The organism is Terribacillus halophilus, assembly GCF_900101385.1.
Classification (GTDB): Bacteria; Bacillota; Bacilli; order Bacillales; family Amphibacillaceae; genus Terribacillus; species Terribacillus halophilus.
Genome location: NZ_FMZB01000013.1, coordinates 22,375 through 45,016, shown reverse-complemented (window position 1 = coordinate 45,016; position 22,642 = coordinate 22,375). Strand labels below are relative to the sequence as shown.

The 22,642-nt window shown below is 47.1% G+C and carries 26 protein-coding genes; 1 reads left to right on the top strand and 25 read right to left on the bottom strand.

Going from position 1 to position 22,642, the window contains the following annotated elements:
* Positions 1 to 19: 19 nt before the first annotated feature.
* The 25 genes from ahrC to BLQ53_RS16880 form a co-directional block, all read right to left on the bottom strand.
* The gene (ahrC, locus tag BLQ53_RS17000; RefSeq protein WP_093728511.1) at positions 20 to 469 is read right to left on the bottom strand and encodes a transcriptional regulator AhrC/ArgR; all 450 of its coding nucleotides are present in this window, start codon (positions 467 to 469) and stop codon (positions 20 to 22) included.
* Positions 462 to 1,319 carry a TlyA family RNA methyltransferase gene (locus tag BLQ53_RS16995; protein WP_093728510.1) on the bottom strand — a complete coding sequence of 286 codons (858 nt, stop codon included), beginning with the start codon at positions 1,317 to 1,319 and terminating at the stop codon, positions 462 to 464. Before BLQ53_RS16995 ends, ahrC begins: the two co-directional genes overlap by 8 nt.
* Before the next feature lie 4 nt (positions 1,320 to 1,323).
* Positions 1,324 to 3,219: a 1-deoxy-D-xylulose-5-phosphate synthase gene (gene dxs, locus BLQ53_RS16990; protein WP_093728509.1), complete on the bottom strand. Its 1,896-nt coding sequence runs from the start codon at positions 3,217 to 3,219 to the stop codon at positions 1,324 to 1,326.
* A 289-nt stretch (positions 3,220 to 3,508) separates the two neighbouring features.
* Positions 3,509 to 4,396 (bottom strand): polyprenyl synthetase family protein, encoded by an 888-nt coding sequence (locus BLQ53_RS16985; RefSeq protein ID WP_244499387.1) that lies wholly within the window; start codon positions 4,394 to 4,396, stop codon positions 3,509 to 3,511.
* Positions 4,397 to 4,630: an exodeoxyribonuclease VII small subunit gene (locus tag BLQ53_RS16980; protein WP_093728508.1), complete on the bottom strand. Its 234-nt coding sequence runs from the start codon at positions 4,628 to 4,630 to the stop codon at positions 4,397 to 4,399.
* The gene (xseA, locus tag BLQ53_RS16975) at positions 4,623 to 5,969 is read right to left on the bottom strand and encodes an exodeoxyribonuclease VII large subunit (protein WP_093728507.1); all 1,347 of its coding nucleotides are present in this window, start codon (positions 5,967 to 5,969) and stop codon (positions 4,623 to 4,625) included. Before xseA ends, BLQ53_RS16980 begins: the two co-directional genes overlap by 8 nt.
* Before the next feature lie 14 nt (positions 5,970 to 5,983).
* Positions 5,984 to 6,841: a bifunctional methylenetetrahydrofolate dehydrogenase/methenyltetrahydrofolate cyclohydrolase FolD gene (gene folD / locus BLQ53_RS16970; RefSeq protein ID WP_093728506.1), complete on the bottom strand. Its 858-nt coding sequence runs from the start codon at positions 6,839 to 6,841 to the stop codon at positions 5,984 to 5,986.
* 14 nt (positions 6,842 to 6,855) lie between these two features.
* Complete coding sequence (gene nusB / locus BLQ53_RS16965; RefSeq protein ID WP_093728505.1) at positions 6,856 to 7,239, bottom strand: transcription antitermination factor NusB; 384 nt, start codon at positions 7,237 to 7,239, stop codon at positions 6,856 to 6,858.
* A gap of 122 nt (positions 7,240 to 7,361) precedes the next feature.
* Entirely contained in the window at positions 7,362 to 7,751 is a 390-nt protein-coding gene (locus BLQ53_RS16960) for an Asp23/Gls24 family envelope stress response protein (protein ID WP_170829754.1), read from the bottom strand.
* A gap of 23 nt (positions 7,752 to 7,774) precedes the next feature.
* Positions 7,775 to 9,124, bottom strand: coding sequence for an acetyl-CoA carboxylase biotin carboxylase subunit (gene accC / locus BLQ53_RS16955; RefSeq protein WP_093728504.1), 1,350 nt, complete (start codon positions 9,122 to 9,124; stop codon positions 7,775 to 7,777).
* Positions 9,125 to 9,138: 14 nt separating this feature from the next.
* Complete coding sequence (gene accB / locus BLQ53_RS16950; protein ID WP_093728503.1) at positions 9,139 to 9,615, bottom strand: acetyl-CoA carboxylase biotin carboxyl carrier protein; 477 nt, start codon at positions 9,613 to 9,615, stop codon at positions 9,139 to 9,141.
* Positions 9,616 to 9,724: 109 nt separating this feature from the next.
* Complete coding sequence (locus tag BLQ53_RS16945) at positions 9,725 to 11,548, bottom strand: ABC transporter ATP-binding protein (RefSeq protein ID WP_244499386.1); 1,824 nt, start codon at positions 11,546 to 11,548, stop codon at positions 9,725 to 9,727.
* A complete protein-coding gene (locus BLQ53_RS16940; protein ID WP_093728502.1) occupies positions 11,545 to 13,251 on the bottom strand; it encodes an ABC transporter ATP-binding protein in 1,707 nt (568 codons plus the stop codon). The genes BLQ53_RS16945 and BLQ53_RS16940 overlap by 4 nt, the downstream gene beginning before the upstream one ends.
* Before the next feature lie 390 nt (positions 13,252 to 13,641).
* The gene (locus tag BLQ53_RS16935) at positions 13,642 to 14,232 is read right to left on the bottom strand and encodes a SpoIIIAH-like family protein (RefSeq protein WP_093728501.1); all 591 of its coding nucleotides are present in this window, start codon (positions 14,230 to 14,232) and stop codon (positions 13,642 to 13,644) included.
* Between the two features lie 12 nt (positions 14,233 to 14,244).
* The gene (gene spoIIIAG / locus BLQ53_RS16930; protein WP_093728500.1) at positions 14,245 to 14,886 is read right to left on the bottom strand and encodes a stage III sporulation protein AG; all 642 of its coding nucleotides are present in this window, start codon (positions 14,884 to 14,886) and stop codon (positions 14,245 to 14,247) included.
* Entirely contained in the window at positions 14,883 to 15,503 is a 621-nt protein-coding gene (gene spoIIIAF / locus BLQ53_RS16925) for a stage III sporulation protein AF (RefSeq protein ID WP_093728499.1), read from the bottom strand. Before spoIIIAF ends, spoIIIAG begins: the two co-directional genes overlap by 4 nt.
* Before the next feature lie 11 nt (positions 15,504 to 15,514).
* Complete coding sequence (spoIIIAE, locus tag BLQ53_RS16920) at positions 15,515 to 16,690, bottom strand: stage III sporulation protein AE (protein WP_093728498.1); 1,176 nt, start codon at positions 16,688 to 16,690, stop codon at positions 15,515 to 15,517.
* A gap of 13 nt (positions 16,691 to 16,703) precedes the next feature.
* Positions 16,704 to 17,096: a stage III sporulation protein AD gene (gene spoIIIAD, locus BLQ53_RS16915; RefSeq protein ID WP_093728497.1), complete on the bottom strand. Its 393-nt coding sequence runs from the start codon at positions 17,094 to 17,096 to the stop codon at positions 16,704 to 16,706.
* A 10-nt stretch (positions 17,097 to 17,106) separates the two neighbouring features.
* Positions 17,107 to 17,313, bottom strand: a complete 207-nt coding sequence (spoIIIAC, locus tag BLQ53_RS16910; protein ID WP_093728496.1) for a stage III sporulation protein AC — start codon at positions 17,311 to 17,313, stop codon at positions 17,107 to 17,109.
* Between the two features lie 23 nt (positions 17,314 to 17,336).
* Positions 17,337 to 17,849 carry a stage III sporulation protein SpoIIIAB gene (spoIIIAB, locus tag BLQ53_RS16905; protein ID WP_093728495.1) on the bottom strand — a complete coding sequence of 171 codons (513 nt, stop codon included), beginning with the start codon at positions 17,847 to 17,849 and terminating at the stop codon, positions 17,337 to 17,339.
* Entirely contained in the window at positions 17,846 to 18,760 is a 915-nt protein-coding gene (spoIIIAA, locus tag BLQ53_RS16900; protein WP_093728494.1) for a stage III sporulation protein AA, read from the bottom strand. Before spoIIIAA ends, spoIIIAB begins: the two co-directional genes overlap by 4 nt.
* Positions 18,761 to 18,881: 121 nt before the next feature.
* On the bottom strand, positions 18,882 to 19,439 hold the full coding sequence (gene efp, locus BLQ53_RS16895; protein ID WP_093728493.1) for an elongation factor P: 558 nt from the start codon (positions 19,437 to 19,439) through the stop codon (positions 18,882 to 18,884).
* A gap of 26 nt (positions 19,440 to 19,465) precedes the next feature.
* Positions 19,466 to 20,527: a M24 family metallopeptidase gene (locus tag BLQ53_RS16890; RefSeq protein WP_093728492.1), complete on the bottom strand. Its 1,062-nt coding sequence runs from the start codon at positions 20,525 to 20,527 to the stop codon at positions 19,466 to 19,468.
* Positions 20,528 to 20,545: 18 nt separating this feature from the next.
* Positions 20,546 to 20,974 (bottom strand): type II 3-dehydroquinate dehydratase, encoded by a 429-nt coding sequence (gene aroQ / locus BLQ53_RS16885; RefSeq protein WP_093728491.1) that lies wholly within the window; start codon positions 20,972 to 20,974, stop codon positions 20,546 to 20,548.
* An 84-nt stretch (positions 20,975 to 21,058) separates the two neighbouring features.
* A complete protein-coding gene (locus BLQ53_RS16880; RefSeq protein WP_170829753.1) occupies positions 21,059 to 21,538 on the bottom strand; it encodes a YqhR family membrane protein in 480 nt (159 codons plus the stop codon).
* A 119-nt stretch (positions 21,539 to 21,657) separates the two neighbouring features.
* Between BLQ53_RS16880 and BLQ53_RS16875 the strand changes: the two genes are divergently transcribed.
* The gene (locus BLQ53_RS16875) at positions 21,658 to 22,602 is read left to right on the top strand and encodes a DUF1385 domain-containing protein (RefSeq protein ID WP_093728489.1); all 945 of its coding nucleotides are present in this window, start codon (positions 21,658 to 21,660) and stop codon (positions 22,600 to 22,602) included.
* The last annotated feature ends 40 nt before the right edge of the window (positions 22,603 to 22,642 follow it).

Genomic DNA, 22,642 nt, shown 5'->3' with positions numbered 1-22,642 from the left:
CCCCTCATTTCACTTCCGTTTACAGCATGGACAGCAGTTTGTCTTTGATTAATTCTGTATCAGCTTCTGTACGGCAAATAATCAATATCGTGTCATCTCCGCTGATTGTACCGAGAATTTCATCCCAATCTAAGTTGTCCAATAGGACGGCCAACGCATTCCCATTACCTGGAAGCGTTTTAAGGACAATGAAATGGCTTGTCGTATCGATGCTGACAAATACATCCATGATGAGTCGCTTCAGTTTTTCGAGTGGATTGAATCGGTTATCCGCAGGCAAGCTGTACTTATAAGTTCCCTCCAATGTCGGGACCTTGACAAGATGCAATTCCTTGATGTCACGGGAAACGGTTGCCTGGGTCACATTGAATCCCAGGTCCTTCAAGTGGTCGACCAATTCATCCTGTGTTTCGATATCGTTATTAGTAATCAATTCGCGAATTTTGATATGCCGTTGAATTTTACTCATTGTCTTCCTCCATCACTTCTTCAGACACGCTCTTTTTCGCAGCTAATTGCAAATGCGCATCGTCGACGACTGATTTGATCGCCTCTGTATCAGGGAAATCACTTGCAGTATCTTTCCCCCAAGCCAAGTGAGCCAGAAATTCGATATTGCCATCCCCTCCGGTTATTGGCGAAAAAGTCAGCCCAACAAACTGAAAACCAAGTGATTCACTGAATTTCAAGGTGTCTTCCAATACTTCCATGTGGACTTTCCGGTCACGTACGATTCCTTTTTTACCGACTTGTTCCCGTCCTGCTTCGAATTGCGGTTTAATGAGCGCCACCACATCACTTTCGGAAGCGAGAATGTCTTTCAGTGCAGGTAAAATCAAACGCAAGGATATGAACGATACATCAATCGATGCAAAATCGGGCAGTCCTTCCGTCAGCATATCCGGTGTGACATAACGGAAATTTGTCCTTTCCATGACCACAACGCGCGGATCATTGCGAAGTTTCCAGTCAAGCTGATTGTAACCGACGTCGATGGCATAGCTGCGTGCAGCACCACGCTGCAAGGCACAATCGGTAAAACCGCCTGTCGAGGAACCGATATCAACCATTGTCCGCTCCCTGACATCAATACCAAAATGGTCCAAGGCCTTCTCCAGTTTGAGGCCGCCTCGTCCTACGTAAGGGATGACTTTGCCTTTGACAGTAAGTTCTGCTGTATCATCGACCTTCATACCTGGTTTATCAAGACGATCCGGGCCAGCGTATACGAGGCCGGCCATGATGGTCCGTTTTGCTTTTTCCCTTGTTTCAATTAATCCCCTCTCGACGAGGAGAACATCCAATCTCACTTTTGCCATTCACTCAAGCCCTTTGCTGTTCATTCATTCGTACTATTTGTCGGAGTTTGTCGATTGTATTTTCCTTCGTCAATCCAACTTCCTCCATCTGTTCCGGTACACTGCCATGCTCTACGAAATAATCAGGCACACCCATCCGTCTGACAGAAGAGGCATCATAGCCATTCTCTTCGGCGAATTCCATCACACCGCTGCCGAAGCCGCCTTTTAAGACTGCTTCTTCAATAGTCAAAATCGGTAACGCCGAGCCAAAAATACCATGCAGCATTGATTCGTCCATTGGTTTGATGAATCGCGCGTTCACTACACGAACAGAAATCCCATCTGCTTCCAGCGACTCACTTGCATCCAAAGCAAGCGGGATGGTTGTCCCGAATGTCAGGATGACAGCATCCGTTCCTTCTTTCAGCACTTCCCAGCTGCCGATTGGCAATGCATGCGTTGCATCATCAACCGCTACACCAAGTGCATTACCGCGCGGATACCGTAAAGCGATTGGCCCTTCTTCATGTGCCAAGGCGGTATGCACCATATGCTGCGCTTCATTTTCATCTTTTGGCATCATGATAGTGAAATTCGGCATCGCCCGCAGAAATGAAATATCATACACTCCTTGATGCGTCTCCCCATCAGCACCGACGAAACCAGCCCGGTCAATTCCGACAAAGACGTTAAGATTTTGTCTTGCTATATCATGAAGCAGTTGATCATAAGCCCGCTGTAGGAAAGTGGAATAAATGGCGAGGAAAGGTTTTACACCTTGAGTCGCCATGCCAGCAGCCATTGTGGCAGCATGCTGCTCCGCTATGCCGACATCAAACAGGCGATCCGGCATTTCCTTTTTGAAATTATCCAGCTTCGACCCTAGGATCATAGCCGGTGTGATCACTGCAATCCGTTTATCTGTACGTGCTTTTTCCAATACCGCTTCACTGATCACTTTGCTCCATGCAGGTGCAGTAGCAGCGCTTTTGATCTTTTCTCCGGATTCGATTTTATATGGTCCGACACCATGCCAATTGTCTGTCTTATCTGTTTCGGCAGGTTGATATCCTTTCCCTTTCCGGGTGACAACATGAATGATTTTCGGTCCTTTTGTCTTTTTGGCGTAGCTTATCGCTTCCTCCAAGTCCTGGAAGTTATGTCCATCGACTGGTCCGAAATACGTGAATCCCAACTCCTCAAAAAACATACCAGGAACCATGAAATACTTCATGCTATCTTTCATCCGCTCCGCAGCGTTAGCCAGTTTGCCGCCCACAGCAGGGATTTTTTTGAGCAGCGTTTCCATTTCGTCCTTTGCACGCTTGTACTTACCGGCACTGCGCATTCTGCCAAGTACATGATGCAGGGCACCGACATTATTCGCTATCGACATCTCATTATCGTTGAGGATGACGGTGATGTTCTTTTTTTCATCACCGATGTTGTTCAGTGCTTCCAAGGCCATTCCGCCAGTAAGCGCACCATCACCGATGATCGGTACTACCTCGTAATCCTCATCCATCATATCCCTTGCCGTGGCCATTCCCATTGCAGCCGAAAGCGAAGTGGAACTATGTCCAGTTTCCCATACGTCATGCTTGCTTTCGATTCTTTTCGGGAAGCCGCACATTCCTTTGTATTGCCGCAGTGTATCGAAGTCAGCTGTTCTGCCAGTCAATATCTTATGGATATATGCCTGATGCCCCACATCCCAAATGAATTTATCCTGCGGACTGTTGTATGCTTTATGCAAAGCAAGTGTGAGTTCCACAACACCAAGATTTGCTCCAAGGTGTCCTCCTGTGATGGACAGCTTTTCGATCAGGAACGTCCGGATGGAAGCTGCAAGCTCACCAAGCTCCTCATTGGACATTTCCTTCAAGAATGCCGGATTCTTAATTGCTGTTAAATCCATATTACCTTCCCCTTTTGTCACCGGCCTGATCAGCCTGACAGCATAGTATAAATAGGTACATTTCTGCGCCGGACGAAGAAATCATTCCTGTAGGCATATACCCTGTTTTCATCTCACCTACATCAATTTCAGACAATTTCTGCACTTTCGGCCGTGCAGGAGCCTATTTAAAAATAGCCGCTAGCACATATGTGATAACGGCGTTTTCTATGTTCGTACGTATCAGTCCTGTCCTATATTCCTAGTAGCAATATATCACAGTTGGCCACAAGCTTACAATCAATAACGGTCAGCTTGTCCTTGTGCTCAGATAGACAGTCAGTTCATGCAGTCTGGAAGACTTGATATCCGCTTGTTCCAGGCATTGGTGGGCAAGATCCACGTATTTCTCCATTTGTGCTTTTGCTCCGTTTAACCCAAGCAGTTTCGGATACGTACTTTTATTGTTTACCTCATCACTGCCCACCGGTTTGCCGAGTACAGACTCATCACCAGTCACGTCCAAAATATCATCCTGTATTTGGAAGATCAGGCCGATATATGTACCGAACCGCTTCATCAGTTCCAGTGTTTCTGGTTTGACTCCAGCCAAAAAGGCACCGGCAACGATTGCATATGTTAATAACTTGCCCGTTTTCAGATTATGTATTTGCTCTAATTCATACAACGTACTTTCTTTGTCTTCCGCTTCCATATCAAGCGCTTGACCGGCGATCATGCCGGTTGCACCAGCTGCTTCCGACAGATAGGACATAAGGTATACCTTTTCATCCGGCCGAATCTCACTCGCTTGTCCGATGACAGAGAAGCTTCTTGTCAGGAGGGCATCACCTGCCAGAATGGCTGTAGCCTCCCCGAACTTCTTGTGATTCGTCAGCTGTCCGCGCCGGTAATCGTCATCGTCCATTGCCGGCAAATCATCATGAATCAATGAGTATGTGTGTACCATTTCAAGTGCAGCTGCCACTGGCAGGACTTTCTCACCTTGTCCGCCAAAAGATTCGAATGCTGCCAGCATCAGAATCGGGCGGAGCCGCTTTCCTCCAGCCCGCATACTGTACATGACGGATTCCGCTAATGTATCGGGAAGCATCTTGTCCTTTTCAAGTAATTCCATGATATATTCGTTCAAGCGGTACTGCCCTGTCTTCAAATAATCCTGCAACGATTCACTCACTCAGTCTTCCTCCTGTACGGTGAATGGCTCGGTTTCGCCGGCATTATTCACGATTTCCACCATTTGCTTCTCGACTTGTTCGAGTTTATCGCCGCAAATCTTGGAGAGCTTCATACCTTCCTGGTAATAACCGATCGCCTGTTCAAGCGGTACATCACCTTGCTCGAGCTTGCTCACAATCTCCTCCAGCTGCTGCATCGCTTCCTCAAAGCTTTGCTTTTTCTCTTCAGCCATTCGTATCCTCCTTCACTTCCTTAACGATACAATCTATCGTGCCATCTGCAAGATGGATTTGCACATCGTCGCCTTCTGTAACCTGATTTATGCTCTTTAAAAGGGTTTCCTGTTTATAGGAGATACTATATCCCCGTTTCATCGTCTCCAATGGATTCAACAAAGAAAGCTTATTGATTTGATGAAAGAATTTCTGCTGCTCTCTTTCATGTCTTTTTACCATTGCCTGCTGCAGTCTGTTTTGCAAGACAGCCAGCTGCTGGCCGTAATTTTGGACCTGCTTGCCCGGATGTACGAGTGCAAGACGGTTTACCAGTGTCGTAAAATGCTGTCTCCTTGTCGAAACAGCCGTCGTCCCTGCCCTGGCCAGCCGGTCGGAAAGCTTGTCTAGCTCTATTTCCTTCTGCCTTAAAAGCTGTTCCGGATAGCGGAAAGCATATGAACCCCTCAGCTTGGCCAATCTGTTCGCTTCCTGTCGATACGACTGACTGATAACGTATTGCATCCTGTTTCTCAGCTGCGCCAAACGGTGCTGCAGCTCTTCCTGGGCCGGAACAGCCAATTCGGCCGCACCTGTCGGGGTAGCCGCTCTGACATCGGCCACAAAATCACTGATCGTGAAGTCGGTTTCGTGTCCAACAGCCGAGATGACTGGTACACTTACCCGGTGAATCGCCCGTGCGACGATTTCTTCGTTAAAACTCCAAAGCTCTTCGATCGAGCCGCCACCCCGTCCAATGATGAGTACATCGAAATCATGCTCTTCCGCATAAGAAAGAGCATGGACGAGTGACGGAGCAGAGCGTTCACCTTGAACAGAAACCGGCAGCACCGTCACTTTGACAATCGGATAGCGCCGCTTGATCGTCGTCAAGATATCTCGAATAGCAGCTCCTGTCGGGGATGTAATGACGCCGATATGCTCAGGGTAAGCAGGAAGCGGTTTTTTATGTTCAGGCGAAAACAAACCTTCTTTTTCCAGCTTCTCTTTCAGCTGTTCATAGGCTTGATAAAGCGCCCCCACACCATCCGGCTCCATCTGCTTGATGTAAAGCTGATATTGCCCCTGCGGCTCATACAAACCAATTTCACCGCGAATAAGAACGGTCATACCATTCTCTGGGACAAATTTCAGACCTTTATTTTGGCCGGCAAACATGACGGACTGAATCCTTGCCCCGTCATCCTTCAATGTCATGTACATATGACCGCGGCTGTGATGCTTGAAGTTGGATATCTCCGCCCTGAGCCAGATATCCTTTAAATGCTTGTCCGTTTCAAGCCTCCGCTTCATGTATCGGGTCAGGGCAGTAACGGTCAAATAACGGTCTTCGCTCATGCTAACAAAACTCCTTATACAGCCGCTGCTTGGCGCCTTGCTGCTTTGATCGTATTAAGCATCAGCATCGTGATCGTCATCGGTCCCACGCCTCCAGGCACTGGGGTAATAATCGAAGCAACTTCTTTCGCATGTTCGAAGTCGACATCTCCGGTCAGCTTGCCTTCTGCATTCCGATTGACACCGACATCAATGACAATGGCGCCGTCTTTTATATCGTCAGCCTTGATCATCTGCTCCCGGCCGACAGCTACAACGAGGATGTCAGCTTGCTTAGTGAAGCTTCTAAGGTCCGGTGTGCGGGAGTGTGTATGGATGACAGTCGCATGCTCGTTAAGTAAAAGTTGACCGATAGGCTTACCGACAATATTGCTTCGACCGACGATGACAGCCGTCTTGCCAGCAATTTCGACATTTTTCGACTTGAGCATCTGAATGATTCCATAAGGTGTGCATGGATAATATGTATCTTCCCCGAGCATCATTTTCCCTACATTGGCAGGATGAAAACCATCAACATCCTTTTCGGGATTGATGCTGTTGATGACCGCTTGTTCATCGATATGTGAAGGAAGTGGTAATTGAACTAGGATACCGTTCACAGCCTTATCCAGGTTCAAACGCTGGATAAGATCCAGTAGTTCGGTCTGCGTCGTCGAGCTTGGCAGCTCGATCAGCTCAGAGCTGATACCGATTTCTGCAGATGCCTTCTCTTTTCCTTTTACATAAGACCTGGAGGCAGGATCGTCTCCGACCAAAACAACGGTCAGATGAGGCAGAATATCTTGTTCTTTCAGTGCTGCTGCTTCTTGTTTCAGTTCTTTCCGAATCGTTGCCGCAAGTTCTTTCCCATAGATCAATTCTGCTGTCATGCTCATCCGCTCCCTTAGTTTTTGATTATTCTTGATAGTACGCCGTTGACAAATTTCCCGGATTTTTCATCCCCGAACAAATTGGATATCTCAATCGCTTCATTGATGACCACGCCTTGGGGTACATCCGTGTGATAAAGCAGCTCATATACAGCAATACGCAATGCCGTCTTCTCCACGCTTGCAAGCCGATCGAATGACCAATTCTCCAAGTGATCGGCAATTTTTGCATCGATTGCGTCTTTATGCTCCAATACTCCGTTGATTAGGCTTGCCAAAAAAGCATTTTCAAGCGGCTCTCCTAATACATTTTCCACAGCCTCTTGTGGCTGGATATCGTTCATGTCCATCTGAAAGAGGACTTGGAAGGCAGTTTCCCGTGCCGTACGTCGTTTCATATTCTATCTCCTTTTAACTCATCTCACCAAATCATAACATGATATATAGGCTTAAATCTATCATTGAACAAAAGAAAAGACCTCGGGGCGAACCAGCCAAGGTCTTTTCCAGCGCATACAGTCTATTCGACAGTGTCCGCTTTTTGATCGAGTTGTATACCTACAATATGGACATTGATCTCTTTTGTCGCTAGAGCTGTCATTGTCTGCAAAGCCTGTCGGATGTGCTGCTGGATGTCTTTGGCCACATCAGGCATCCTGCAATCGGCTCGTGCAGTCACATAGACGTCAATGGCGACTCCTTGCTCCGTAAGTTCGACTTTGATACCTTTCCCATGTGCTTTCTTGCCCAGCCTCTCTGCGACACCAGTAGCAAACCCGCCGCGCATCGACGTGACACCTTTCACTTCACTCGCTGCAATACCTGCTATCACCTCAATGACAGCAGGTGATAGCATGACATTGCCGAGCTCGCCTTTATGACCGATCGATACGAAAGATTGCTCTTGCAAAGATCTCACATCCTTTAGGTTTTTTACTCCATGATTGTGTAGTTCTCAAGGAAGTTCGTATTGAAATCCCCTTCCACAAATACCGGATGCTCCATCATTCGAGCATGGAACGGAATTGTTGTATGAACACCTTCAATGACGAATTCACCCAATGCCCGTTTCATCCGGGCAACAGCTTCCTCACGTGTTTTACCATATGCAATCAGCTTCGCAACCATACTGTCATAGAATGGCGGGATGCTATAGCCCGGATAAGCTGCTCCATCGACACGGACACCGTAACCGCCAGGAGCAAGGTAAAGATCAATTTTACCTGGTGAAGGCATGAAGTTTTTGAACGGATTCTCTGCATTGATCCGGCACTCGATCGCCCATCCCTCGAAAGTGATGTCCTCTTGTGCATAACGCAAAGCTTCGTTGTTGGCGATGTGAATCTGTTCCTTGATCAAATCCACTCCAGTCACAAGCTCTGTTACCGGATGTTCCACCTGGATACGCGTATTCATCTCCATGAAATAGAAAGTGTGATCTTTCCGGTCAAAGATGAATTCGATCGTACCTGCTCCGGAATAATCAACAGCAAGCGCCGCTTTCACAGCTGCTTCTCCCATTTTTTCGCGGATATCAGGTGTAACCGCAGGCGAAGGGGATTCTTCGATCAGCTTCTGCATACGACGCTGTACCGTACAATCACGTTCACCAAGGTGAATGGCATTACCATGGTTATCAGCAAGCACCTGGATCTCCACATGACGGAAATCTTCTATGTATTTCTCCAAGTAGACACCAGGGTTTCCAAAAGCGGTAGCTGCTTCCTGTTGGGTGACACTGATTCCTTTTACGAGTTCTTCTTCGGTGCGGGCTATGCGGATACCTTTACCACCGCCGCCGGCAGTTGCTTTGATAATGACCGGATAACCGATCTCTTGGGCAACTTGTTTGCCTTCTTCTGCATCTGCCACGATACCGTTGGATCCCGGTACGACTGGAACTCCGGCTTCACGCATCGTTTCACGCGCAACATCCTTTGTTCCCATTTTATTGATGGCATAAGCGCTTGGGCCGACGAACGTGATGTTACACTCGGCGCACAGCTCTGCGAAATCAGGATTCTCCGCCAGGAACCCATAACCGGGATGGATGGCATCGACACCAGTCAATGTTGCCACACTGATGATATTGGAAAAATTCAAGTAACTTTCTTTACTTGCTGCCGGACCGACACAATATGCTTCATCCGCCAGCTGGACATGCAATGCTTCTTTATCAGCCTCCGAATAGATAGCCACTGTCTCAATGCCCATTTCCTTACAGGCACGGATAATCCGGACAGCAATCTCTCCTCGGTTGGCAATCAATAATTTCTTAATCACAACGAGTCAACCCCTTAGTTAGCTTTCACTCTGAACAGAGGTTGTCCGTATTCAACAAGCTCTCCGTTATCCACAAGCACTTCGACGATTTCACCAGATACATCTGCAGTGATTTCATTGAATAATTTCATCGCTTCCACGATGCACACGACCGTGTCTTTTTCTACTCGATCGCCTACTTTGACGAATACATCGGAATCTGGATTCGGTTTGCTATAGAACGTTCCGACCATTAGTGAAGTGATTTCATGATCGTAATTCTTTGCAGTAGCTTCTGGAGCTTGTGCTGCCGGTTCCGGCTGGGCTGCAGCTGCAGGAGCTTGCGGAGCGCTTGCTGCCGGCTGGATAGGTGCTGGGGCAGCTGCCACTTGTACAATCTCATTCTTTTTGCGAAGGGAGACTTTTTCCCCTTCTGTTTCATAATCGAATTCATCTATCGAAGATTGGTCAATTAAGGTAATAAGTTCTTTCAATTCTTCTAATTTAAGCATATTGGCACTCCTTTACAATGGTCCTGCATGATCATTCATACATGATTATCCCTAACATATTTTACGCAAATGCAATAAAAATCGCAACACCTAACGATTCAGCAAGGCTTCAACTGGAGGAAACGTGGTTCTTTTTTTCGTTTTGAAGTGCTGAATAAAAGCCCTTTTGCTTCATAAGCTCTTGATGGTTCCCTTGTTCGATTAGTTTACCATCCTGCAATACAAAAATATTATCAGCCTGCTCGATTGTATTGAGGCGATGCGCCACCACGATACTCGTGCGTCCCTTCATCAATACCTGCATCGCTTGCTGTATCCTATATTCCGTTATCGTATCGATACTGGAAGTAGCTTCATCCAGCAAAAGGATGTCCGGATCCCGCAGCAGTGCTTTGGCGATGGAAAGCAGCTGACGCTGCCCATGGCTGAGTCCACCGCCATCCTGACCGATTAACGTTCCATATCCGTCCGGCAGCCGAGTGATGAACCGATGGGCATTGGCCGCTTTGGCAGCCTCGAATACTTGTTCATCCGTGGCATCCAATCTGCCATAGCGGATATTTTCCATAATTGTTCCCTTGAATAGGAAATCTTGCTGTAAAACGACCCCGATCCGATTTCGGTAGCTGTCTGAATCGAGCTCAGAAAGCGGCTTTCCATCTATCATGATCTGACCGTCATCCGGCTGATAAAATCCAGCAATCAGATTCATGATCGTTGTTTTACCGGAACCGGTAGGACCGACAAATGCCGCTGTTTGTCCCGGTCGGACAGAGAAGCTGATGTCCTTCAAAGCCGGTTCTTCTTCATAAGCAAATGTCACATTAGCAAAGTGAATATCTCCTTGAAGTTGTGATACTGTTTGTTTCGCCATGTTTTCGTGTTCTTCCTGCTCATCAAGGATCCCAAAAACTCTTTCTGCACCGGCAAGAGCCGAATACAATGAATTGAATTGGTTTGCCAAGTCGTTCAGCGGACGTGTGAACTGCCTCGAATATTCCAGGAAGATAACGATCGTTCCGACTGTAATACCTGCCCCGCCAAATCCAATCAAAAGCGCGCCGACACCGGCAATGACTGCAAAGCTGATGTTATTCAGCATATTCATCCACTTCGGAATGAACCCGGAGAATGTTTGAGCCCAAAAACCCGCTTGCTGCAGCTGCCTTGTCTTGTCACGGAACACACCGACCACTTTGCTTTCCTGGGCGTAGGCTTTGATGACAGCTTGACCGGAAATGCTCTCCTCTGCAAAACCATTCACGCTGCTGACAGCTTGCTGCTGTATCCGGAAGGCGTGACGAGTACGGTTGGTGATCCATTTGATCCCGATGAACATGACCGGCACCACTAGCAGCGTAATGATCGTCAGTATCGGACTCAGCATCAACATGACTGCCAGTATGCCGATGAATGTGATGATACTGGAGACGATCTGGACCATGGACGTATTCAGCGTCGTCGAGATATTATCGACATCATTGGTCATCCGACTCATCAATTCCCCATGCTGCCGTTTATCAAAGAAGGCAAGCTTTAATTGTTGCAGATGCCTAAACAGATCCTTCCTGATCGCGTACACTGCAGTCTGGGAAATCGTGATCATCCAATACCCTTGTAAAAATGTCATCACGGCAACAGCAGTATAAATGAGCACCAGCCAGCCCAGCAGCCTTAGCAAATCCCCTGCCGTAAAATCCCCACTGACAAAACGGTCAACGATATGACCAAGAATGACCGGACCGATCAACGCCAGTAAAGAGCTGACAACTATCATGCCAAACGTGCTGAAAAGCAGCCTTTTTTCCAGAAGCATATAACGCCAGATTCTTAGTAGTGTCTCTGTTGGGTTATCAACATTAGATTTTTGTTTGCGGGAACTTGCCGAATACTCCGGCCGTTTGTAACGGAATGCTGCGGATAGCTTTTTCATGATGTAGCCCCCCTTTGCAGCTGCGAAGCCTGGATTGCACGGAATAACGCTGATTGTTCCAAAAGTTCTTCCGCTGTACCATACGCTGTTCGTTTCCCATCCTCCACAATCAGGATCCGATCGCATTGCATGGCCGTGCTAAGCTTTTGTGTCACCAGCACAGTCGTACACTCATATTGTTTGAGAGCCTCTAATAGTTTGCGTTCTGTCTGCAGATCCAGTGCACTCGTGCTATCATCCATCAGCAATAGCGAGGGTTCCATCAGCAAAGCTCTTGCAATTGTCAGCCGCTGCTTCTGTCCTCCGGAGAGGTTGATGCCATTCTGGCCGAGCCTTGTAGCAAACTTGTCAGGCAGTTTGGCAATCGTGTCGTAAATCTGCGCATCCTTTGCAGCCCGGGTAATAGCTTCATCAGTGGCGTCTGGGACTCCCCAAGAAATATTTTCCCGAATCGTCCCGGAAAACAGCTGTACCTCCTGGGAAACGAAACCGATTTGTTTTCTGAAGGATTTATCATCCAAATCCGGCAGCGGTATGCCGTCTGCCATCACTTGCCCATCGTCCGGATCATACAAACCAATCATCAGATGTAACAAGGTCGATTTTCCGGAGCCTGTTTCACCTAGTATGGCGACCCGTTCGCCAGGTTTGATTTGAATCGTGAAATCTTCAATCACCGGCACCTTGCCATTTGGATATCGGAAAGTCACGTGATCCATGTCGATACGACCGCGAAAAATCTCAGAAGTCCCATGCCCGTCATCCGCCAAAGTATCCAATGCAAGGACATCGCTGATCCGTTCACTGGACGCTTTTGCCCTGGCATAAAAAGTTATCAGCATTCCGACGACGCTCAATGCCCCGGTGATCCTGGTGGCATAGTTCACGATTGCTACTATATCCCCGACATTCGTTTGCTGCTGGACCCCGCCAACATAAAGAATAGCCAGAATGGCGATATTCATCACCAAAGTGAGCAGCGGCACCGACAACTCTGTATATCGGAATGCCCGAAGCATATTTTGCCGCAGTTCATTGCTTGTATTTTCAAATCGCTTCCGTTCGTGCTCTTCCCTGACGAAAATCCTGATCAGACGCAGTCCCACAAGGTTTTCCCGCATCACATGATTCACCTTGTCCACACTCCGCTGCACAATACCGAAATAACGGATGCTTCGCTTCATGATGATACGGAGGACAAACAAAAGAATCGGGATCACAACCAATAAAATAAGCGCTATTTTCGCATGTACGACAAAAGCCATGACTGTTCCGCCGATGATCAGGAAAGGGGCTCTGATCATGAACCGGAAGAACATGACAAGCGTCAGCTGTATCTGGTTGACATCATTTGTAAGCCGGGTTAGAAGCGTGCTCGTACCAAATCGCTGGATATCCTGCAAATCTGCTTGCTGCAGCCGCTCAAACATGTGATCGCGCAGCTCTTTTCCGACACTCTGACCGAGGTGGTCGGCAAAAAATATGTTGATGATTCCAGCTCCGAAGCCGATTATCGCGATAGTCACCATACCCAGCCCAATCTCCATCACAAGTCTGTTATCGCCAGTTGCAATACCATCATCGATCAGCTTTTGTAAAAGGAATGGCTGCAATAGTTCCACGGAAAGTTCCATCAGGATAAAAATCAAAGAAGTGACGATGACAAGCCAATAAGGTTTAAGATAACTGAATACTGTCTTCACTGCTTCGCGCCTTCTCCCTGCATATGTATAGCCTGTTGCTAATCATCCCCTAGCATACCACCACTTGAAACAAAATCGTACTAAACACCTCTGCAAAAAGAAAAACAAGCTGAGACATAACTAAAATACCATTGCTTAAAAGCGAACATTGCTGCCGCTTCGGCAGAATACTCCGCTTTCCACGGGCACGGCCTCAGCCTCCTCGTGGAAAGATCAACACTGCGGGGTCTTCAGCTTGCGCTGTTCCCGTTAGAGTCTCCGCATTCTGCCTACGCTGGTATAGATTAACGTCAAAAAACCCGAACTTACGCGTATCTTTGGTTCAAGATTCACGTCAATAGTTCGGGTTTTCATTTAGCTAAAACACTTTTGTCCCAGCCTCTTCACTCTTTATTTCTGCGGAATGTATTTGACATCGACATTGGCACCGGCGAATTCATCGGAAGCCATCTGCATGATGCTGTTTGCTTCTTGTGCTGTCATTTTATCTGTTTTCACTGTTATTTGTACATGTCCTTCTTCAGCCCGGACGAGCACTTCCTCATAACCTTTCTCTGCAATGATGGATTCCTCCAGGATGGACTCTTTTGATGCGAATTGCTCCATCAGTTCAATTTGATTGACTGCTTCATTTTTTTCTTCGGTGCTCGTTGATGAGCTTGCAACAATCTCTTCAAGTCTGGTTTTTGCTTCGCTGCGCTGATCTGTCGTCTGCATCCGGATGCTGGCAAATAGTTCATCGACATCGGCCGGTTCAGTCGTTACATCTGCTTCGCCTTCTTCATCGGAACCAGCATCACCAGACTCTCCTGAGTCTTTTGTGTCTTTTGAATCACCAGCAGTCGTGCTTGTCCCATTTTCCTCTGCATTATCGTTGATAAAAGCTAGTTCATCCCCATTCGGAGAAGTCATATAATAGACACTCAATACGATCAGCAAGCTCAGCATCGTCAATAGCCACACTGTTTGTTTCTTCAACATCCCAATTCCCCCTCAATTTTTCGGCATGACCGAAATTCGATGTGTCGGTACGTCGAGCACTCGTGATACTGCTTCCACAACCCATTCCCGTACAGTTGCTTGATCGGCACCTTTGGCAACGACAAGCACTCCCCTCACTTCCGGCTTTCTTGTTTCCACCAGCAGCGGCACTTCTTGGTCACCTTGTCTGACGAGCACGACCTGCTGTTCCTCGTTTTCGTCTTCCACGACACGTTCACCGCCGTTTTGATCCGTTTCTTCAGATGTTTGCTGGCCGATGATCAAGTTTTTTTCGTAGATTTTCTGATGCGTGCTGTTGAGATTGACCATCACTTCCACTTCTGAAACACCTTTGATCTTTTCTAGCAGCCCGACTAAGTCTTGTTCATATGCCGCTTCCAGATCAGCTGATGAAGCAGAAGTGTCACTTTCCTTTTTTGCAAAAGTCTCTTCTGTTTTCTCTGTCACGGTATCCTGCTTCTGCTGGGGTGTTTGTCCACCCTTCTCTGTCTGTTCTGTGAATAAGCCGCTTACGAGCAAAAGCAAAGCACCGAGCAATCCAACGATGACCAAATATCCAAGCTTCGTCGGTTTCTTATTCTGGGAATCTTTCAGTTTCCATTGTTCGGAAAGCTTGTCTAGTAACTTTTTCATCCTGTCCCCCCTTTTTGGGTGACCTCAAGCGGCAGATCCTCGAGCTCCCAGATGTCAGCCAGATGGGATTTCACTTTTTCCAAATCCTCGGTCTGTTCGTTTGTTTCAATCGGACGGGAACTGTCGATAACCACGTCGCGAATATCTCCTTCTGGTAAGTCCTGCTCGGTCGTCTGCACCGTTACATGGATGGATTCGATTGCTTCGGCCGTTTCCTCATCCTCTCCCTCCTTAAAGGCGACTGCGATGTCCGTGATTAGCATATGAAAATTCTCTTGCAGCGTTGGATTTGCTTGGTCCTTTAATTGGACAGCCATCTGTTCCTCAATATATGCACGTTGCACCGAATCTATTTCACTTTTCTTCTGTTCTATCGAATTTTCCATGGAAGGCGCATCCGTCAAAGCAGCAAAACCTTCCATCGCTTCCTGTACTGCCCGGCTTGAGTCGACTTGGAATAAGGCAAAGACCGGTTTGAGGAATAACAGCAAAAGCATCAGCCCCATGACCAATTTGACGTATTTGCGCATGTCAGTGTCCGGCAGAACCATATCCAGAACAAAAGCAAGGAGGATGAACAAAATGATCTGCATCACCCAGGATTGCAATGTTTCCAAGTGATCAGCTCCTATCTCAGCATTAATGTGACATTGCTCGTGGCGACAATGATGACAATGGCGATAAAGAACATGAATGCGACAACGAGCAAGCAAGCGAAGATATACAGGATGTACTTACTCATCACTTGCATGGATTTAATGATCGGTCCGTCACCCAGCGGCTGCAGCAGAGCGGCGGCTATCTTATAAATAAGCGCAATGGCAAGGATCTTGATTGCCGGGAACAAGGCGATGGCCAAAACGATCAGCACCCCGACAATTCCGATGGCGTTCTTTAAAAGGAGTGAAGCACTCAATACCGTATCCGTGGCATCGGTGAACATACGGCCGATCACCGGGATGAAGTTGCCGGTGATGAATTTGGCGGTTTTCATCGCTACTCCATCTTGAACGGCTGTGACGGCCCCTTGAACCGAGATGACGCCGAGAAAAACAGAAAAGAAAATACCCAAAAGCCAAAGTGCGACATTTTTCAATAAATCAGCGAGCTGGGTGACGGGATATTCTTTGTTGATCGTACTGACTAGATGTAAAAGAGCACTCATGAGGAATAATGGGATGATTACTTTGGAGATCAATAAGCCGCTGGCATGGATGAGGAATACGATGATCGGATGAAAGAAAGCGACAGCCGAAAGACTTCCGAATGATGCCATCAGCCCAAGCAAAAGCGGAATCAAAGCGAGCATGAAATCACTCATCCCATTGATCGCTTCCATCGTATAGCTCACCGATAGACGAAAACTATTCAAAAGAAGTGTCAGCAGGACCATACAGACGATCAAATAAGCCACTTTACTGATGGAGCCTTTATTGAAAGCGGTTTGAATCGTCTGCAGGATACTGCTGAACAGCGTCAGAAGAATTAAAATACCAAGCAGCTTACCGTTGAGCAGCAGTTCATACAGCAAATATTCAAAAAGTCCCTTTAGCCAGGATTCAATGGAAATATCGCCTTGCTGTTGGATAAATTCAAGCAGTGAGCCTTTTTCCAGTTCCGGGATATATTGACCGTATTTATCAGAAAGCAGCTCCCAATATCCACTGAGTTCATCTGTCGGCAAGCTTTCAAAGGCTGTGACTGCTGCTTCCTCATCTACTGTCTGATTTGTCTCTCCAAAGGCTGCTGACGGATATACAAGTAAGATGCATAATGCGAAAAGAATGACCAAGCAGCGTTTCAACGTATCCAGCTCCTTATCCGCCCGGCATGAAACTGATTATTGTTTCGATGACTGCTGTCAGAATCGGGATGGCCACCGTAATGATGATGATTTTCCCGGCAAGTTCTATCTTGGCGGCAATGGCTGACAAGCCGGCATCCCGGGTCAGATGTGCCCCGAATTCCGTGATGTAAGCAATGCCGATGATTTTCAAAATTGTTTTGATATAAAGTCCTTCTACATTCGCCCTTTCACCCAGCTGCTCGATCAAAAGCAGGATACCAGCGATTTTCTGCAGGATGAACAGGAAAATGATGATACCTGTCACCACGACGACAAAGAATGCGATGGAAGAATTCTGTTCCTTTACAATCAAGGCAAGCAGGCTTGCCACAATACCAATGGATACGATTATGATGATATCCATCTTGATCGCCTCATCCCTGGAATAAAAACACCGACTTGATCTGCTGGAACAACTCCGATAATTTGCCCAAGACAATGAGCAGTACAAGGATGAATCCCATCAGTGTCGTAAATTGTGCAATTTCTTCCTTCCCCATTTGCTTCAGTACTGTATGAATGATGGCGACGATCATCCCGATACCTGCAATTTGAAATAGAATCATTGCTTCTGAGAGCATAGCGGACTCCTTTCCTACTCCGTTCAGATAAGCAGCAGCACGATCAGCAAGCCGGTCAGGAAGCCAAGGTTGCGGATCATCTTTCCATATCGCTGGTTTGCTTCTTCCGATTCCTCCAGCTCGCGTTCCAAATGGGTTCTGGCTAACTGGATATGTTTTTGCTGCTGCTCGAAATCATGCTGGCCGAGCGTACGGCCGAATTGCAGCCAGACATCCTTCTCAGCAGGTTTCAAAGCGGTATTGCCTATCCAATTTTCGGTTATCTCTTCCCAGCAGTCATACAGTCCTGCCGGGTGCAGCTGCAGCTTATCCGAAAGCGACCGGAAAAAAGCAGCTGCAGGTTGCGGGATTTGCTTGGCTAAATTATCGCTCGTTTCGATAATGCTCGTTTGGCTGTACAGGATTTCTGCTTCCATCACTTGCAGACTGCTGATCAGCTGACGAATTTGTTTCGGACGCTGCTGCAGTCTTCGGGATAAATCAAAACCTGCCCAAGTCGCAGCAATCAGCACAAGGATCGCTCCTATCAGCTTCATGCGTTGGCACCTGCCAGCCTGGATGTATCAAGCAGGGCTTGTACCACTCCAGGGGAATTGCCTTTGTTCAAAATGACGATGCGTTCGAACACTTTATGTTGAAACAGCGGACGCAGCGATGGTCTGTGACGGATGGAATCAAAACCATCACCATGAACACTGCATACAATCTTCACGCCTGCATGCAATGCTTCCAATAATGCTTGCACGTCCCGCCCGCTCCCGATTTCATCTGCCACAATCACATCAGGGGACATCGATCGTATCAGCATCATCAACCCATCAGCTTTCGGGCACGCGTCCATGATATCTGTTCTTCTTCCCAAGTCATGCTGCGGAATCCCATTGATACTGCCTCCAATTTCCGACCGTTCGTCAACGACTGCTGTTTTCAACGCCGGATATTGCTGCCAGCCGGTGGAAAGGAATCGGACAATATCCCGTAGAATGGTCGTTTTCCCGGACTTGGGCGGCCCTATGACAAGCGTGTGCCGGCAGGAACCATCTAAATTGTACAAAGACGGCATAATTTGTTTGGCTGCACCCGGTTTTGCCTTTGCGATTCTGATGTTGAAAGAAGATATATGCTTAAGTGCTTTGACCATACCGCCTTCTGTATTCACTTGGCCGCTCAGTCCGATACGATGCCCTCCAGCAATCGTGATGTACCCTTCCCGTAATTCATTTTCAAGTGCATATAAAGAGAAATCACTCAGTTGATTCAGCATGAAACGTGCATCATCCGCCGTTATGAACGATGTATCAATCCACTCGGTCGTATCATCGAAGCATAATTCAAGCTGTTGATTCGTCCGGCATCGTATTTCCTGCAGCTTATCCCATCGATCCCCGATTTTTTCCGACAACATTGCTTGTACAGGCGTTCGAAACAAGTTTTGGATCTCCTTCATTGTTGTTCACCTCTGGCTTCGATTGGACATGTTGTCCATACTGTAATGTATGTGCCTCCGATTGGTTTATGCACAAAAAAGAGCCTCTCCCCAAGGTTGGGAAGAGGCTCTTTAAGTTGCCTTACGCACGTGATACGTATTTGCCATCAGATGTGCTGATGATCAGTACATCACCTTCATTGATGAAGAATGGAACTTGTACGCTCAAACCTGTTTCAACGATAGCTGGCTTCGTACCGCCGCTTGCTGTATCACCTTTGATACCAGGTTCTGTTTCTACAACTTTCAATTCCACGTTGTTCGGCAGATCCACACCAAGTGTTTCGCCGCCAAATGTCATCACGCTGATTTCCATATTTTCTTTCAGGAATTTAAGTTCATATTCGATCTGTGCCGTTTGAAGCTCCAGCTGTTCGAAAGACTCGTTATCCATGAAAGTATGCGTATCACCAGCAGAATAAAGATACTGCATTTTTTTGTGTTCGATATGCGCACGGGAAACCTTTTCTCCTGCACGGAATGTTTTCTCCTGGATGTTACCATTGCGCAGGTTACGCAGTTTGGAACGGACAAATGCCGCACCTTTTCCAGGTTTTACGTGCTGGAAATCAATTACCTGCCATAGGCCATTATCTACTTCGATTGTAAGGCCCGTACGAAAATCGTTAACTGAAATCATTGTTTTCCTCCTTCGAAAAACGGCTGTTACAAAGTAATTAAATCTTTAGTGGAGAACGTCAGGCGCTCACTGCCCTCAGCTGTCAGCACAAGATCATCCTCGATGCGGCATCCGCCTACTTCCGGTATGTAGATCCCCGGCTCTACCGTCACGACCATTCCTGGCTTTAATACCGTATCGGAGCGGAAGGATAGAGCTGGCGATTCGTGTACATCCATACCGAGTCCATGACCGGTAGAATGTCCGAAATATTGGCCATAGCCTTTTTCGGTGATATAGTCTCGTGTGAGCGCATCGGCTTCCTTACCAGTAATACCCGGTTTCACGCCTGCTACTCCTCGAAGATTCGCCTCTAGTACTATATCATAAATCTCGCGTAATTTGTCACTTATCTCACCTACTGCGAAAGTTCGGGTGATATCAGAGCAATATCCATTGTAAAGGGCACCATAATCAAGTGTGACCAATTCGCCCTTTTGGATTTGTTTTTCGGATGCCACGCCATGCGGCAAAGCGGAACGATAGCCGGAAGCGACGATCGTATCGAAGCTGGACTGTGTTGCGCCTTGTTTGCGCATGAAGAACTCCAGCTCATTGGAAACCTCGATCTCCTTCATACCTGGCTTCACGAAAGTCAGGATATGTGTATAGGCTGCATCGGCAATTTCTGCAGCAGTTTTCATGATGCGAAGCTCTGCTTCTGATTTGATCAGACGCAATTCCTCGATCAATCCCGAAGCAGGGACGAGATCTGCTTTGATAGCGTCCTGGAACTGCTGATATAGCGCGAAAGTGACATCTTCATGCTCAAAACCTACCTGCTGCGCTCCTTCTTTCAACAGTTGGGCACAAGCTTCCTGGACGATGGACTGCTTATGCTCAATGATTTCAAAGTCAGGCGCTTGCTCTGTTGCCTGTTCGATATAGCGAAAATCCGTAATGAAAAGCTGTTTGGATTTTGTGATGACAAGCAGTCCCGCACTTCCGGTAAAGCCTGATATGTATCGGCGGTTTTGCCCGCTTGTCACGACAAGTGCATCCAGATTCTTTTTTTCCATCAAACCACGTAATTTCTCGAGTTTCTCCATCTGTTTCTTCCTCTCCCCTTATTTCTCCAGCAGTGCCATAGCTGCATATCGGTAGCCTTTGATACCCAGACCGACGATTTGCGCCTTGCACACGGATGCCAGCATCGAATGATGCCTGAACTCCTCGCGGGTATGGATATTGGAAATGTGGACTTCCATCACCGGTATCGGGATACTGGCAATCGCATCCCTGATGGCAATGCTCGTATGCGTATAAGCAGCAGCATTCAGGATGATCCCACTGCATGTGCGACCCGCTTCCTGGATCTTATCCACGATCGCTCCTTCGTGATTCGACTGAAAGTCTACCAGTTCGTAACCAAAATCATCCGTCACCTTCTTGACTTCCGCCACCACATCAGACAGCGTGTGACTTCCATAAATGCCAGGTTCCCTCGTACCGAGTAAGTTCAAATTGGGTCCATTGATTAACATTAAGCGATTCACTTTTTTCATCCTTTGGTTACAAGATTTTAACTTTCACATAGTGTAACATAAGACGAAGATTTTGTGATTGAAAATTCGAAATGCTTAACCCTTCTCCTGGTATGCCTCGCTTTGCTGGTATTCAAAGCTGATACTGTATCCGATAAATACAGCATAAAGCAAATACAGGCACATTGTCGTAATATTTGCATTCCGATCTGCTTGAAAAGCACTATCCACACCATGGATGAGCGGGGCGAGCAAAAGTTGGACAAGGACCCAAAGCACCGCGCCGAAGATCAAGCTTGGCATAATTCCTTCCTGCTGCTTCAAAAATAGGAAATAAAGAAAAGCAATGAGAATCGAAAGAAGCCCGACTAGGATGATACTGATCAGTTCGGCCACCCAGGTATCGGCCCATGGCATCCATACCCATGAGCGCAAGACGAAATCCGCCACCGATAAATCGGTGAAATGAAAAAAGTAGGCTAACCAGGCAATTGCTGACCAGAGCACGCCCCCGGCGAATCCGGTCACGACGGCACTTCTATTGAAACGCGATGCAGTTTTCCGATTTTGCTGCATATTCCTCACCTCATTACGTAGCATGCCTTGAATATGCAATTTTAATCATAGCTCGCATCTAGTGTTCTCTGTATTTTTTTAGTAAAATAGAAGGAAATCGATACGAGGCTGGTGAAATTATGTCAGATAAACAAACCAATACCTATGGCGGGCAAGCCGTCGTTGAAGGTGTCATGTTTGCGGGAAAAAACAGCTTCGTGACTGCCGTTCGCAGAAATGACGACAGCATTGATTACTTAACCGTCGAACGGAAAGATAACCCGAAACTATCCAAATTGAAAAAGATACCTATATTGCGGGGCCTCGCAGCCATCATACAGGCCAGCGCCAATGGCACGAAACATTTGAATTTTTCTTCAGAGCGTTATGGTGTCAACCCCGAAGACGATGCAGAAATTGTACCGGAAGAGAAGAAATCCAAATTGGCAATGATCATCGGAATCGGCGCAGTCGGTGTTCTTTCTTTCATTTTCGGGAAACTGATTTTCACACTTACGCCTGCATTAGTCGCCGATTTCTTCGACAAATGGCTGCCTTCCCGCTTTGAACAAGTTGCATTGGAAGGGTTCCTGAAGCTGATTCTTCTTCTTGCATACGTTTATCTTGTGTCATTGACACCGATAATTAAACGTGTATTCCAATATCATGGCGCCGAACATAAGGTGATCAACTGTTACGAAAACGGGTTGCCGCTTACGGTCGAGAATGTCCAAAAACAATCCCGTCTTCATTATCGATGCGGATCAAGCTTCATGCTGTTCACTGTCATAGTAGGTGTGATCGTATATATGTTCGTTGCAACAGACCCGCTATGGTGGCGCATGGTAAACCGGATCCTGCTTCTGCCGGTTGTCATCGGGCTATCGTTCGAAGTGCTCCAGCTCACGAATAAGGTCCGGAATATTCCTGTCCTTCGCTTCCTTGGGTATCCAGGATTGTGGCTCCAGCTGATCACGACAAAAGAGCCAAAGGATGACCAAGTGGAAGTTGCGCTCGCTTCTTTCAAAAAAGTGCTGGAAAATGATTCTGTACAGGTGAATAGTGGTATAAAGATAGTAAGATAACGAAACCATGTTTCTTTCGAGGCATGGAAAGGAGGAAAAT

Bases quoted from the DNA above. Each gene is read 5' to 3' on its own strand.
- dxs (WP_093728509.1), bottom strand. From the start codon at position 3,219: ATGGATTTAACAGCAATTAAGAATCCGGCATTCTTGAAGGAAATGTCC.
- spoIIIAG (WP_093728500.1), bottom strand. From the start codon at position 14,886: ATGAAAAAGTTACTAGACAAGCTTTCCGAACAATGGAAACTGAAAGAT.
- xseA (WP_093728507.1), bottom strand. From the start codon at position 5,969: ATGAGCGAAGACCGTTATTTGACCGTTACTGCCCTGACCCGATACATG.
- BLQ53_RS16890 (WP_093728492.1), bottom strand. From the start codon at position 20,527: ATGGAGAAACTCGAGAAATTACGTGGTTTGATGGAAAAAAAGAATCTG.
- folD (WP_093728506.1), bottom strand. From the start codon at position 6,841: ATGACAGCAGAATTGATCTATGGGAAAGAACTTGCGGCAACGATTCGG.
- BLQ53_RS16935 (WP_093728501.1), bottom strand. From the start codon at position 14,232: ATGTTGAAGAAACAAACAGTGTGGCTATTGACGATGCTGAGCTTGCTG.
- BLQ53_RS16945 (WP_244499386.1), bottom strand. From the start codon at position 11,548: ATGAAAAAGCTATCCGCAGCATTCCGTTACAAACGGCCGGAGTATTCG.
- ahrC (WP_093728511.1), bottom strand. From the start codon at position 469: ATGAGTAAAATTCAACGGCATATCAAAATTCGCGAATTGATTACTAAT.
- spoIIIAB (WP_093728495.1), bottom strand. From the start codon at position 17,849: ATGAAGCTGATAGGAGCGATCCTTGTGCTGATTGCTGCGACTTGGGCA.
- nusB (WP_093728505.1), bottom strand. From the start codon at position 7,239: ATGAAACGACGTACGGCACGGGAAACTGCCTTCCAAGTCCTCTTTCAG.
- spoIIIAC (WP_093728496.1), bottom strand. From the start codon at position 17,313: ATGCTCTCAGAAGCAATGATTCTATTTCAAATTGCAGGTATCGGGATG.
- BLQ53_RS16875 (WP_093728489.1), top strand. From the start codon at position 21,658: ATGTCAGATAAACAAACCAATACCTATGGCGGGCAAGCCGTCGTTGAA.
- efp (WP_093728493.1), bottom strand. From the start codon at position 19,439: ATGATTTCAGTTAACGATTTTCGTACGGGCCTTACAATCGAAGTAGAT.
- accB (WP_093728503.1), bottom strand. From the start codon at position 9,615: ATGCTTAAATTAGAAGAATTGAAAGAACTTATTACCTTAATTGACCAA.
- BLQ53_RS16995 (WP_093728510.1), bottom strand. From the start codon at position 1,319: ATGGCAAAAGTGAGATTGGATGTTCTCCTCGTCGAGAGGGGATTAATT.
- spoIIIAA (WP_093728494.1), bottom strand. From the start codon at position 18,760: ATGAAGGAGATCCAAAACTTGTTTCGAACGCCTGTACAAGCAATGTTG.
- BLQ53_RS16980 (WP_093728508.1), bottom strand. From the start codon at position 4,630: ATGGCTGAAGAGAAAAAGCAAAGCTTTGAGGAAGCGATGCAGCAGCTG.
- BLQ53_RS16880 (WP_170829753.1), bottom strand. From the start codon at position 21,538: ATGCAGCAAAATCGGAAAACTGCATCGCGTTTCAATAGAAGTGCCGTC.
- spoIIIAD (WP_093728497.1), bottom strand. From the start codon at position 17,096: ATGGATATCATCATAATCGTATCCATTGGTATTGTGGCAAGCCTGCTT.